13 protein-coding genes are annotated in these 12483 nt (G+C 41.6%); all 13 read right to left on the bottom strand.

All coding sequences use genetic code 11. The annotated features are described in order from the left end of the window. Positions 1–51 precede the first annotated feature (51 nt). Entirely contained in the window at positions 52–1302 is a 1251-nt protein-coding gene (gene ilvA / locus SORDD24_RS04540; protein WP_061407984.1) for a threonine ammonia-lyase IlvA, read from the bottom strand. Between the two features lie 79 nt (positions 1303–1381). Further along, positions 1382–2404: a ketol-acid reductoisomerase gene (gene ilvC, locus SORDD24_RS04535; RefSeq protein WP_000290683.1), complete on the bottom strand. Its 1023-nt coding sequence runs from the start codon at positions 2402–2404 to the stop codon at positions 1382–1384. 77 nt (positions 2405–2481) lie between these two features. Beyond that, entirely contained in the window at positions 2482–2958 is a 477-nt protein-coding gene (gene ilvN, locus SORDD24_RS04530) for an acetolactate synthase small subunit (protein WP_001253813.1), read from the bottom strand. Continuing rightward, positions 2951–4651 (bottom strand): acetolactate synthase large subunit, encoded by a 1701-nt coding sequence (locus SORDD24_RS04525; RefSeq protein WP_061407981.1) that lies wholly within the window; start codon positions 4649–4651, stop codon positions 2951–2953. The genes ilvN and SORDD24_RS04525 overlap by 8 nt, the downstream gene beginning before the upstream one ends. A gap of 324 nt (positions 4652–4975) precedes the next feature. Beyond that, the gene (gene fusA, locus SORDD24_RS04520; protein WP_000090339.1) at positions 4976–7057 is read right to left on the bottom strand and encodes an elongation factor G; all 2082 of its coding nucleotides are present in this window, start codon (positions 7055–7057) and stop codon (positions 4976–4978) included. A 393-nt stretch (positions 7058–7450) separates the two neighbouring features. Beyond that, complete coding sequence (gene rpsG / locus SORDD24_RS04515) at positions 7451–7921, bottom strand: 30S ribosomal protein S7 (protein ID WP_000087873.1); 471 nt, start codon at positions 7919–7921, stop codon at positions 7451–7453. A 19-nt stretch (positions 7922–7940) separates the two neighbouring features. Further along, positions 7941–8357 carry a 30S ribosomal protein S12 gene (rpsL, locus tag SORDD24_RS04510; protein WP_001142333.1) on the bottom strand — a complete coding sequence of 139 codons (417 nt, stop codon included), beginning with the start codon at positions 8355–8357 and terminating at the stop codon, positions 7941–7943. A 316-nt stretch (positions 8358–8673) separates the two neighbouring features. Further along, complete coding sequence (locus SORDD24_RS04505; protein WP_061407978.1) at positions 8674–9273, bottom strand: response regulator transcription factor; 600 nt, start codon at positions 9271–9273, stop codon at positions 8674–8676. Position 9274: 1 nt separating this feature from the next. Then, positions 9275–10372, bottom strand: a complete 1098-nt coding sequence (locus SORDD24_RS04500) for a sensor histidine kinase (protein ID WP_061407975.1) — start codon at positions 10370–10372, stop codon at positions 9275–9277. 4 nt (positions 10373–10376) lie between these two features. Then, the gene (locus SORDD24_RS04495; RefSeq protein WP_061407973.1) at positions 10377–11111 is read right to left on the bottom strand and encodes an ABC transporter permease; all 735 of its coding nucleotides are present in this window, start codon (positions 11109–11111) and stop codon (positions 10377–10379) included. A 12-nt stretch (positions 11112–11123) separates the two neighbouring features. Continuing rightward, complete coding sequence (locus tag SORDD24_RS04490) at positions 11124–11999, bottom strand: ABC transporter ATP-binding protein (RefSeq protein ID WP_061407971.1); 876 nt, start codon at positions 11997–11999, stop codon at positions 11124–11126. Further along, positions 11986–12180 (bottom strand): hypothetical protein, encoded by a 195-nt coding sequence (locus tag SORDD24_RS04485; RefSeq protein ID WP_061407968.1) that lies wholly within the window; start codon positions 12178–12180, stop codon positions 11986–11988. Before SORDD24_RS04485 ends, SORDD24_RS04490 begins: the two co-directional genes overlap by 14 nt. Beyond that, positions 12177–12380: a hypothetical protein gene (locus tag SORDD24_RS04480; protein WP_061407964.1), complete on the bottom strand. Its 204-nt coding sequence runs from the start codon at positions 12378–12380 to the stop codon at positions 12177–12179. The genes SORDD24_RS04485 and SORDD24_RS04480 overlap by 4 nt, the downstream gene beginning before the upstream one ends. Between the last annotated feature and the right edge of the window lie 103 nt (positions 12381–12483).

Below are 12483 nucleotides of genomic sequence, written 5' to 3'. Positions count from 1 at the left end.
AGCACCATCATCATTATTACGCAAATAATATGATAAGAATTTTATTTTAGCTTAAACTAACATATTATACAACGTTTCGTTCCCATTCAAATTAATATAAGATGGGTCAAACTTTTCCATTCGATGAATCAATCCAGCATAATCATGCTTATTGGCAAGAGCTACCCCGATCAAGACAGGGCCCGTCCCCTTGCTTGCTCGTTTGATATATTCAAAACGAGTGATGTCATCATTTGGCCCTAAAATATCATTTACAAACTCTCGTAGAGCTCCTGGACGTTGTGGGAAATTCACTACAAAGTAATGCTTGATTCCATCGTAAATCAAGGCACGTTCTTCCATCTCTGGCATGCGGTTGATATCGTTATTTCCTCCAGAAATGATACAACAAATCGTCTTGCCTTTGATATAGTCTGATAAAACTTCCAAGGCTGCAACGCTGGCAGCTCCGGCTGGTTCTGCAACAATACCTTGTTTGGAATAAAGATCAATCAAGGTTTCAGAAATCAATCCCTCGTCCACCCCAATCAGCGTTTCAACATTCTTACGAGTCGCTTCATAGGTTAATTGTCCAACCTTTTGTACGGCTATCCCATCAGCAAACTTATCAATTTCTTTGAGCTTAACTGGTCCCCCAGCTTCAAAGGCAGCTTTCATAGAGCGAGCACCATTAGCTTCTACCCCAATCACTTCAATGGTCGGATTGGTTTTCTTGATGTAAGTTGAAACACCGGCAATCAATCCACCACCACCTACTGGTACAAGTACTGTATCAAAATCAATAGACTCTTTACGGGCTTCTTCAAGAATTTCATAGGCTACAGTCCCTTGACCAGCCTGAACATGCGCATCATCAAAAGGATCGATGAAGGTGCGGTTTTCTGTCAATGTAAATTCTTGTGCTGCCTTAGCAGAAGCATCAAATGTATCCCCAACCAACTTGATTGTCACGAACTCTCCACCAAAAAAGCGAACCTGCCCAATCTTTTGTTGCGGTGTTGTGATGGGCATAAAGATCGTTGCAGGAATCTTCATCTCGTTACAAGTATAGGCGACACCTTGAGCGTGATTTCCCGCAGAGGCACAGACTACACCACGCTCACGTTCTTCTTTTGATAGTTGAGAAATGGCATAATAGGCTCCACGAATTTTAAAAGAGCGAACTCGTTGCGCATTCTCCTTTTTGAGATAAATTTTTGCTTGGTATTTTTCTGATAAATAATGATCATATTCTAGTGGTGTATCAACTACTACACCACTCAAAACTTTGTGGGCTTTCACCACATCTTTTGCACTTAGCATTGTCTCCTCCTCAAATACTTTTCAAGATAAAAAACGAGTTAGGTACCCCCAACTCGCCTTCTGTCTTTCTTTACAAGAATTAATTGTAGATTTTGAATGCGTCGTCGTCGTTTTTACCAACGAAGGGCATTGCTTTACGCAATTCTGCACCAACTTTTTCAATTTCAAGGTTAGCTGCTTGTTCACGGTAAGCAGTTAATTTTGGACGACCAGCCTTGTAGTCATTCACAAAGTCATTTGCAAATTTACCATTTTGGATATCTGCCAAAACAGCTTTCATGTTTTCTTTCACTTGCTCAGTAATCACACGTGGACCTGATACATAGTCACCGTATTCAGCAGTGTTTGAAATAGATTGACGCATTTTCTTGAATCCACCTTCATAAATCAAGTCAACGATCAATTTCATTTCATGAAGAACTTCAAAGTAAGCCAATTCTGGGGCATAGCCTGCTTCTGTCAAGACTTCAAAACCTGCTTCGATAAGGGCAGTCAAACCACCACAAAGTACAGCTTGTTCACCAAACAAATCTTCTTCAGTTTCTTCTTTGTAAGTTGTTTCAAGCAAACCAACACGAGCTGCCCCAACACCTTTACACCAGTCCATAGCAATGTTTTTAGCATTTCCTGTTGCATCTTGGTAAACTGCGTAAAGAGCTGGTACACCAAATCCTTCTTCGTAAGTACGACGTACCAAGTGTCCTGGTCCTTTAGGAGCACACATGAAGACATCTACATCTGCAGGAACTTTGATAAATTCAAAGTGGATATTGAAACCATGAGCAAATCCAACTGCATTTCCAGCTTCCAAGTTTGGAGCGATTTCTGCTTCGTACAATTCTTGTTGGATTTCGTCTGGTGCCAAGATCATGATAACGTCAGCCAATTTAGTTGCTTCTGCTACTGTGTAAGTGTCAAATCCATCTTCTTTTGCTTTGTCAAAAGATTTACCTGGACGCACACCGATGATGACATCACGACCTGAGTCACGCAAGTTTTGCGCATGCGCATGTCCTTGTGAACCATAACCGATTACGGCGATTTTTTTACCATCAAGCGCTGCTACTTTAACATCTTTTTCGTATTCCATTTGAACTGCCATAGTTTTTCTCTCTTTTCTATTTTTATTGCCTTATAGGCTGGTTTAACAAATTTATGCTGGATTTTATACTAAGAGTATTAGTCGCGGGTAAATCCAGTTGCACCCGTACGAGCGATATTTTTAATACCATATGGTCGAATCACTCGCAATAAAGCTTCACTCTTTTCAGCATTTCCTGTCATCTGGATGGTGATTGAGCTTGGAGCCACATCTACTACCGTTGCACGGAAAGGTTGGATAATGGCCAAGATTTCTGCACGCTTTTCAGCAGGAGCAGATACCTTCACCAAGATAACTTCTCTTTCCAAGTGTGGTTTATCTGTGATATCTCGAATGCGAATCACATCAATCTGACGATTGAGCTGTTTAATGATTTGCTCTACTTCATCATGAGAAGCCACATCAATAATGATGGTGATGCGAGATACATTGGGGTTCTCTGTCGCACCAACTGAGATACTCTCAATATTGACTTGACGACGAGAAAGGACACCTGTAAAACGATTCAAAACTCCTGAACGGTTTTGCAATCTAGCTGTTAACATTCTACGCATGGAACTTCACCCCCAACATCTCATGATTACTCTTACCAGCTGGTACCATCGGTAAGACCTGTTCCTTACGAGAAATATCCACCTCGATAAACATGGGCACATCCTCTAGAATGACTTCTAGATCCTTCTCTATCGTCTCTGGATTATCAAATTTATAGTTTTTGATGCCGTAAGCCTGTGCCATCAGCTGGAAGTCAGGAAGTGTATCAAAGACTGACTCGGAAGTTCTACCCTCATAGAAGGATTCCTGCCACTGGCGCACCATTCCTAGTGAATGATTGTTTAGCATGATAACTTTAATCGGAATCTTATAGATATTGAGAATAGCCATCTCTTGGTTTGTCATTTGATAGCCACCATCACCAACAAAAAGGATAACTTCTTTTTCTGGATTGGCAATCTTGGCTCCGATAGCTGCAGGAACTCCGAACCCCATGGTACCCAAACCACCTGAAGTGACTAACTGACGCTCATTTTGGTAAGGATAATACTGAGCTGTCCACATTTGGTGTTGCCCTACGTCTGTGACAACAATGGCATCTCCATTCGTCAACTCACCGATGCGTTCAATGACTGCCTGCGGTTGAACCACACGTTCTTTCTTATCATAAGAACGAACACGGTTCTTGTCCTTAGTAACTTTGTCAATCCACTTTTCAGTATTGTTATGAACAGTTGGTTCTGCTAGTAGCATCTGCAAGGCTTTCTTTGCGTCCCCAACCACTGGAATGTCTGCACTAATAATCTTACCAATCTCTGCTGGATCAATATCGATATGAGCAACCTTGGCATTTTTAGCAAAGGTCTTAGGATTTCCAGTCAGGCGGTCATCGAAACGGCAACCAATACTAATCATAAAATCTGCCTCGGTCATGGCAATATTAGCTGCGAAAGAACCATGCATGCCTCCCATTCCGAGGAAGAGTGGATGACTTGTTGCAATTGTACCTTGTCCCAAAAGACTGGTAACAACTGGAATTTGATAGCGTTCAGCAAATTCATTCAGTTCTTTAGAAGCTTCTGCATAGCTGATACCGCCACCTGCCAACAAAACAGGTTTCTTAGCCTTAGACAATTGTTTCAAGATTTTCTTGATTTGCATGTCATTTGGTTCTATCGTCGGTTGATAACTTGGTAAATGCACTTCGGGCGAATAGATGAAGTCTGTTTCAAGAGCCGATACATCCTTAGGCAAGTCAATCACGACTGGACCTGGACGACCTGTGGTCGCGATATGAACAGCTTCCGTAATGATACGAGGAATGTCAGCCGTCTCACGAACTTGGTAATTGTACTTGGTAATGGGCATAGTAATACCGACAATATCCGCCTCCTGAAAGGCATCCTTCCCAATTCCCGCTCGAGCGACTTGTCCAGTAAAGACCAAAAGGGGAACGCTATCGCTCATGGCATCCGCAATCCCTGTAATAGCATTTGTTGCTCCTGGCCCACTTGTGACGACTGCGACACCCAACTTTCCAGTTGATTTGGCATAGCCTTCAGCTTCGTGCAAACAGCCTTGCTCATGACGACCCAAAATGTGACGAATACCTTTGAAATTATAAATCGCATCATATAAAGGTAAGACTGCACCACCAGGATAACCAAAAATGGTATCAATCCCTAAGTCTCGAAGTGTTTCCAAAACCAGGTCCGACCCCGTCTTAGGAGATTCTAAACTGATTTTCTCCATTGTTCCCCTTTCTCTTCTCTTAAAAAAATAGCTTGTTACTATCATACCATTTTTTCAAATATTTTCAAGACAAAAGTATCAATTTTCTGAATTTTCTATCTAAGAGTGTATTTATGAATGTTTTTCTAATTTTTATTAACAATTTAAACAAAATCGGATTCTTTATTAACTTTCATTTATTAACTTTCTCTATTTTCTTAGTAAATAGACTTTCTAAAATCCTTACTAGATTTCTTTCATTTTGCAAATATAGACATACAAGATGCTTGAGAAAGGCATAAAAAAGGAAGCCAGCAAGTGACTTCCTTCTAGAGCGAGGACTGATTAGTCTTCACCTTTGTTTTTCTTAATGATTTCTTCTTGTACTGACTTAGGTACATCTTCGTAGTGGTCAAATACCATCATGAAAGTACCACGTCCTTGTGATGCTGAACGAAGTACAGTTGCGTAACCGAACATTTCAGCAAGTGGAACGTAAGCACGAACGATTTGGCTGTTACCGTGAGCTTCCATACCATCTACACGTCCACGACGAGCAGTTACGTGACCCATAACATCACCAAGGTTTTCTTCAGGAACAGTGATGGTTACAAGCATCATTGGCTCAAGGATAGCTGGTTGTGCTGATTTAGCAGCTTCTTTAAGGGCAAGTGAAGCCGCGATCTTGAAGGCAGTTTCAGATGAGTCGACATCGTGGTATGAACCATCGTAAAGCTTAGCTTTAACGTCAACCATTGGGTAACCTGCAAGAACACCGTTAGCCATAGATTCTACCAAACCTTTTTCAACCGCTGGGATAAATTCACGAGGAACCACACCACCGACGATTGCGTTTTCGAATTCGAATCCTTTTCCTTCTTCGTTTGGAGTAAATTCAATCCAAACATCACCGAATTGACCTTTACCACCAGACTGACGTTTGAAGAATCCACGTGCTTGAGTAGAAGCGCGGAATGTTTCACGGTAAGATACTTGAGGAGCACCTACGTTCGCTTCAACTTTGAACTCACGACGCATACGGTCAACAAGGACATCAAGGTGAAGTTCACCCATACCAGAGATAACTGTTTCACCAGTTTCAACGTTAGTTTCAACACGGAATGTTGGATCTTCTTCAGCCAATTTTTGAAGGGCGATACCCATCTTATCTTGGTCAGCTTTAGATTTTGGCTCAACCATCAATTGGATAACTGGTTCTGGAACGTTGATTGACTCAAGGATGATTTTAGCTTTTTCATCTGTCAATGAGTCACCAGTTGTAGTATCTTTCAAACCAACGGCAGCAGCGATATCACCTGAGTAAACAGTGTCAATTTCTTGACGGCTGTTAGCGTGCATTTGAAGGATACGTCCGATACGTTCACGTTTACCTTTAGAAGTGTTCAATACGTATGAACCTGATTGAAGAACACCTGAGTATACACGGAAGAATGTCAAACGACCTACGAATGGGTCCGTCATGATCTTGAAGGCAAGAGCTGCAAATGGCTCTTCGTCAGATGCTGGACGAGTTTCTTCTTCATCTGTATCTGGGTTGATACCTTTGATCGCTGGGATATCAAGTGGACTTGGAAGGTAGTCGATAACCGCATCAAGCATCAATTGAACACCCTTGTTCTTGAAGGCAGAACCACACAATACTGGGAAGAATTCAACATTGATAGTCGCTTTACGGATAGCAGCTTTCAATTCTTCGTTAGTGATTTCTTCACCTTCAAGGTATTTCATCATCAAGTCTTCATCAGTTTCAGCGACTGCTTCAACCAATTTTTCACGGTATTCTTGAGCTTGGTCAAGGTATTCAGCTGGGATGTCTTCTTCAAGGATATCTGTACCAAGGTCATTGGTATAGATTTCAGCTTTCATCTTGATCAAGTCGATGATACCGCGGAAGTCATCTTCAGCACCGATTGGCAATTGGATTGGGTGTGCGTTTGCTTGAAGACGGTCATGAAGTGTGCTTACTGAATAAAGGAAGTCAGCACCGATTTTGTCCATTTTGTTAGCAAATACGATACGTGGAACTCCGTACTCAGTTGCTTGACGCCAAACTGTTTCAGTTTGAGGCTCAACACCTGATTGTGAGTCAAGAACAGTAACCGCACCGTCCAATACACGAAGAGAACGTTGTACTTCGATTGTGAAGTCCACGTGTCCTGGTGTGTCGATGATGTTTACGCGGTGGTTGTTCCATTGAGCGGTTGTCGCAGCAGATGTGATAGTGATACCACGTTCTTGCTCTTGCTCCATCCAGTCCATTTGTGACGCACCTTCGTGAGTTTCACCGATTTTGTGGATTTTACCAGTGTAGTAAAGAATACGCTCAGTAGTTGTTGTTTTACCGGCATCGACGTGAGCCATGATACCGATATTACGAGTTTTTTCAAGTGAAAATTCGCGTGCCATGAGGTTTGTTTCTCCTATTTATTTTAATTTCTATTCTATTATAACACGATTTTAATAAAAACGGATAGGCAGGACCTACCCGTTCTCAATGTTTATCTTGTTTTTGTTGGTTTCAACTTGTATACAAGTTGAATTGAACTCGGGCTAGAAGCTCAAGTTAACTGATTTGACCCCGAGCGAGGCCCGGTACAAAAAAGATAAACTGCTTTGTGTTCACGGAACACTGCATCAGTTTCCTATTTTTGCCTTGGGCCTTTGCCGCTCTTAGTATCATGATCTAGTTGAGCTCAAGCTAAAAGTCTGGAGAAAAAGATGAATCTCATTGGTTGCAATCGCAACCTGCTTCGATTCCCTATTTTCTCTGGGACTTTCTTAACGCTTTCGCATCCTATTTTACCAACGGAAGTGTGCGAAGGCACGGTTAGCTTCAGCCATACGGTGAGTGTCTTCACGTTTCTTAACAGCTGCACCAGTGTTGTTCGCAGCATCCAAGATTTCTTTTGCAAGACGGTCTTGCATTGTGTGCTCACCACGAAGGCGAGCGATTGTTACCAACCAACGAAGTCCAAGTGTTGTACGACGTTCTGGACGAACTTCAACAGGGACTTGGTAGTTAGATCCACCAACACGACGTGCACGTACTTCAAGTACAGGCATGATGTTTTCCATAGCTGTTTCAAATACTTCAAGTGCATCGTTACCAGTAGCTTCTTTGATTTGCTCAAAAGCACCGTAAACGATTGAAGCAGCTGTACCACGTTTACCGTCAAGCATAACGCGGTTGATAAGACGAGTAACTAGTTGTGAATTGTAAAGCGGATCTGGCAATACATCACGTTTTGGAGCTCTATTTTTACGACTCATTTCTCTTTATCCCCTTTCCTTATGCTTTTTTCGGACGTTTAGTACCGTATTTAGAACGGCCTTGTTTACGATCGTTAACACCTGCAGTATCAAGTGCACCACGGACGATATGGTAACGTACCCCTGGAAGGTCTTTTACACGTCCACCGCGAAGAAGCACCACGCTGTGCTCTTGCAAGTTGTGTCCGATACCTGGGATGTAGGCAGTAACTTCGATAAGGTTGCTCAAACGTACACGAGCGAATTTACGAAGGGCAGAGTTAGGTTTTTTAGGTGTCATTGTTCCAACACGAGTTGCTACACCACGTTTTTGTGGTGAAGAAACGTTTGTTTGAACTTTTTTATGACTGTTGTAACCAACGTTCAAAGCTGGTGATTTAGATTTTTCTACTTTTGATTTACGCGGTTTGCGAACCAATTGGTTAATTGTAGGCATCTACATTCTCCTGTGTTTTTTTATTTTTGGTGATGATACACTTGGTGACAGCTACCATCTGTGTGTACTTTTGCAACATTTGTCAGCACGTCCCTGTACACTTTTGAGAGACCAAAAGTAAAAAGTACCGTCTATTATTGTAACACAATTTTTCCTTCATTGTCAAGATATTTTTATTTTTATTCTGATCTTTTAACTCTTTGACACTAGCTTTCACCGCTTTTTTCACAAAGAAAAGGAAGCTCATTGGCCTCCTAAATTCAGTTATTGATTTCATTCAATTAAGCGTTCGTTTGAGATATTTTTACCTTTCTTATCAAAACCAACCAGATTCTTTTGCAATGTTGGCTGCCTCTGTTCGATTACCAGCATCTAACTTGGAAAGAATATTGGTGACATAGTTTCGGACGGTTCCATTTGATAGATAAAGCTGATCTGCAATTTCTTGATTAGACAATCCTTGAGCGACTCCCTTTAAAACTGCGATTTCTTGCTCTGTTAATGGATTGGGATGCGTCATCACCACCTCCATCAATTCAGGCGAATACTCCTTGCGTCCTTCTAGGACAGTGTGCAAGGTTTGCATGAGGTCTGCAATGCTTCTTTCTTTCAAAACATAGGCATCCACTCCAGCCTTAATCGCGCGTTCAAAATAGCCAGGGCGCTTGAAGGTTGTCACCACAACTACCTTTGTTTCTAACTTTTCTGCTCGTATCCACTCCAAGACTTCAAGGCCAGTCTTAACAGGCATCTCTACATCAAGAATGGCGATATCCACAGACTCTTTTTCTAAGAGTTGGATTGCCTCTTGGCCATCCTTGGCTTGTAGGACAGTCTCTACATCTGGTTGAAACATGAGCAACTGGCACATGGCATCTCGCAACATACTTTGATCTTCTGCAACAAGTAATTTCATCTTAATTTCTCTCCTTATAAGGTAGCCGAACCTGCACTTCAGTCGGATGTTTCTGACTGATCACCTTTACCTCTCCCGAAAATGGAAGGACACGATCTCGGACTGTATGGAGTTCATCCCCCTTTAGAGAAGGAAAGCCACAGCCATCATCTCTCACTGTTAAAACGAGTGCTTTCTCTGTTCGTTCTACTTTTAAAAAAGCTTTAGACGCTTTAGCATGTTTGATGATATTGGTCACTAACTCAAGCAAAATCATGGAAGCCGTTGACTCCAAATCCTGAGTTAGGCTAGCAGTATCTAATTGGTGTTCGATTTGGACTTCAATCCCTGCAATTTCCAGCATTTTTTTCACAGTCGTAAATTCGGAGGCAAGGGTTCTTGTTTTAAGATTTTCGATAATTGTACGAACTTCATTCATGGATTCTTTACTGATCTGATGAATTTCTTTTAATTCTTTGTCCACTTGAGGATAGGCCTGCATTTGAAGAAGCTGGAGGGCAAGGTCCGTCTTCACACTCAACATAGCAAAGGTATGCCCCAGACTGTCATGGAGATCCTGACCAATACGACTGCGTTCATTTTCAGCCAAGAAAAGACTGAGCTTGGCATTTTGTTTCATCTTTTCTTCTTTTATCTGTTCAGATACCTGAATCCGATAAAGACCGAAGGTCAAGGCATCAGAAACGATAAAGGTCACCAAGAAAAAGAGGAGGTGCCAGGGACTAACTTGATCGACCATGTAAATCCCTGTCAAAATCAGCGGTTGTAAGACAACAAAACTGACAAAACGCCAAGAGTGAAAAGAAACCTCATCCAGCTCATAAATAAGGAGATTAGATAAATAAAAGATAAACCAAGCGAAGCTCGCATTTAGCCAGATGGAACTGTAAAAAATGTAGGCAAGCATGATCCACCAGGCCAGCCACTGCACGGTGCGATTCTGACTGATTAAAACCGAGTAGAAGGCAAGGACAAATAGTAGGGTCCATAGCAAGGTTAAAAGCGGGTACTCTCCAACGATGACACCCGCTATAGGAAAGATGATAAACACTATTGAAATATGAAACATATAATGAATGTTTTTAAATTTTTCCAACATAGATTTATTTTACCTCGATCCGTTTTTTCAGTTGAATGACCAATACACCGAAGAAAACTGTATAACCTAGTACAACCAAGGCAGCAAGAATGTTAAATTCATGGTGTTCCAAATAAGTAGAGATGACCTGCATCAGTTGATAGGTTGGAGTCAGCTTTCCAATAGATTGAAGCCATTCTGGGAAGGAATCCAAGGGGAACCACAGTCCACCTAGGACAGCCAAAGCAATATAGGCAATATTTCCAACAACCGTCATCAGTTGAGCACTGGGTAGCAAGCTCACCAAGACCCCCATACTGATAAAGACCACGCTTCCGACCAGCAACATAACTCCAATCACCAACCAGTCAAGCCAAGGTAGAGTCACTCCACGGACAAAATGACCAACTGAAAAGACAACTATAATTGATAACAAGAAAGTCAGCAAAGTACTGAACAGCTTTGATACATAATATTCTACCATAGAAACTGGAGAATGTTGAATCAATTTTTGCCAGTTGTTCGTCTTGTCAGATTCGAGTGTACTAGGGATACTGAAAAAGGCACTTGACATGATACTAAAGAGCGTCATGGCAAAAAGATAGGCTTGAAGAACAATTTCCGGAATATCTGACCCTGACATCATACCAGAAAAGATAAGGTAAAACACACTTGGGAGTCCGATGGACAGCAAGTAGTAGACGGCTTGCCGTTTCATCAGAATGATTTCCACTTTCATGAGACTTGTCATATTTTTCATCGTCAATCTCCTTTAGTCTTGAGTCGTTTCAAAGATACTATCTAAGAGAGTTCGGTTGCGAACTTCAATTTCTTCGATCGTGCAGCCCTGTTCTTGCAAGGCTTCCCATACCTGGCTGGCTTCTTTGGTGGTGAAGGAAAGAGCATTTTGCTTGATTTCAATCTCTTGAACCATAGTCAAGGTACTAACAAAATCCTGATAGGTTAGAGGCACCGTAAAGTGCTTTTCTTGTTCTTCACCACGCATGGCATAAGGTGTCGTATCGCGAATCAATTCACCCTTGTGGAGAACCAAAATGCGGTCAGCCGTATGTTCTACCTCTTCGATATAGTGAGAAGAGTAGACAATGGTGACACCATTTTTCTTTAACTGATTGACAATTTCCCAAAAATGCTGACGTGTCGAGGTATCCATGGCAGCAGTTGGTTCGTCCAAAAATAGAATTTTCGGACGACCTATTAGTGCCAACACGAAAGAGAACAAACGTTTTTGCCCACCAGACAACTTGCCCGCTAGCTGATTCTTCTGTTTGTCCGAAAATCTCAGCAAGTCATCAATTTCTTGATTGGAGAGACTGTTTGGATAGATTGATTGAAAGAAGGATAAGAGTTCTTTCACTTTCAAGTCTTGAACCACCGTATTTTCTTGAGGTAAGATAGAAATAAGCTGTTTTAATCGAGGATCTGTTGGTGCAAACCCTTGAATGGCTATCTGACCTAAGCTCATGAACTTGTCGCCCAAGAGGCAATCAATCAAGGTTGTTTTTCCTGCTCCGTTAGGCCCGATCAAGGCAACACATTCACCATCGTTGATTTCAAAAGAAATGTTCCGCAGGATTTCCTTGTCTTTTATTTTCTTACTTAATTTCTCAACTTTAATCACAGTCATGAGATTCTCCTTTCAACCACTCCATTCCCATAGGGAAAACGACGAAAATCATAAATCCAAAACCCCAAGCACCACGAATAATTTGGCGAAGCACGGTTTGGTCAAACCAACCAGTAAACATTTCCACTAACCATAGCAAGAGTGACAGGCCGATAAAGAAATAGATGATTGCTTTTTTCATTCCTCAAACTCCTTTTTCACATCTCTGACTAATTTCAAACCTTCTCTGACAAGCCAAGACATCATTCCAAAGCCAGCAAAGAGCTCCCAAGGAAAATGGTAGAAACCCTCGTCCAATCCTGAAAACATGAGATAGGTCATAACTCCTGCTACTACTAAACTCACTGTGACAATCATTTTATTTTTCATTTCTTCCCCCATTTCATACTTCAATTATAATCTTTTGAAGTTAGCGTAGCTAGATGCTTCTGTCACTAGGAAATATGACAAATGTCATAAAAAAAGAACCGATTTCTCGGTTCTT

Source organism: Streptococcus oralis (assembly GCF_001579175.1).
GTDB lineage: Bacteria > Bacillota > Bacilli > Lactobacillales > Streptococcaceae > Streptococcus > Streptococcus oralis_O.
The sequence above is the reverse complement of the archived record's forward strand: the minus strand, read 5'-3'. Positions and strand labels throughout refer to the sequence as shown.

What these genes read in the sequence shown, in the direction of transcription:
- ilvA (WP_061407984.1), bottom strand. Translation starts at nt 1,302, where the DNA reads ATGCTAAGTGCAAAAGATGTGGTGAAAGCCCACAAAGTTTTGAGTGGT.
- ilvC (WP_000290683.1), bottom strand. Translation starts at nt 2,404, where the DNA reads ATGGCAGTTCAAATGGAATACGAAAAAGATGTTAAAGTAGCAGCGCTT.
- ilvN (WP_001253813.1), bottom strand. Translation starts at nt 2,958, where the DNA reads ATGCGTAGAATGTTAACAGCTAGATTGCAAAACCGTTCAGGAGTTTTG.
- SORDD24_RS04525 (WP_061407981.1), bottom strand. Translation starts at nt 4,651, where the DNA reads ATGGAGAAAATCAGTTTAGAATCTCCTAAGACGGGGTCGGACCTGGTT.
- fusA (WP_000090339.1), bottom strand. Translation starts at nt 7,057, where the DNA reads ATGGCACGCGAATTTTCACTTGAAAAAACTCGTAATATCGGTATCATG.
- rpsG (WP_000087873.1), bottom strand. Translation starts at nt 7,921, where the DNA reads ATGAGTCGTAAAAATAGAGCTCCAAAACGTGATGTATTGCCAGATCCG.
- rpsL (WP_001142333.1), bottom strand. Translation starts at nt 8,357, where the DNA reads ATGCCTACAATTAACCAATTGGTTCGCAAACCGCGTAAATCAAAAGTA.
- SORDD24_RS04505 (WP_061407978.1), bottom strand. Translation starts at nt 9,273, where the DNA reads ATGAAATTACTTGTTGCAGAAGATCAAAGTATGTTGCGAGATGCCATG.
- SORDD24_RS04500 (WP_061407975.1), bottom strand. Translation starts at nt 10,372, where the DNA reads ATGTTGGAAAAATTTAAAAACATTCATTATATGTTTCATATTTCAATA.
- SORDD24_RS04495 (WP_061407973.1), bottom strand. Translation starts at nt 11,111, where the DNA reads ATGAAAAATATGACAAGTCTCATGAAAGTGGAAATCATTCTGATGAAA.
- SORDD24_RS04490 (WP_061407971.1), bottom strand. Translation starts at nt 11,999, where the DNA reads ATGACTGTGATTAAAGTTGAGAAATTAAGTAAGAAAATAAAAGACAAG.
- SORDD24_RS04485 (WP_061407968.1), bottom strand. Translation starts at nt 12,180, where the DNA reads ATGAAAAAAGCAATCATCTATTTCTTTATCGGCCTGTCACTCTTGCTA.
- SORDD24_RS04480 (WP_061407964.1), bottom strand. Translation starts at nt 12,380, where the DNA reads ATGGGGGAAGAAATGAAAAATAAAATGATTGTCACAGTGAGTTTAGTA.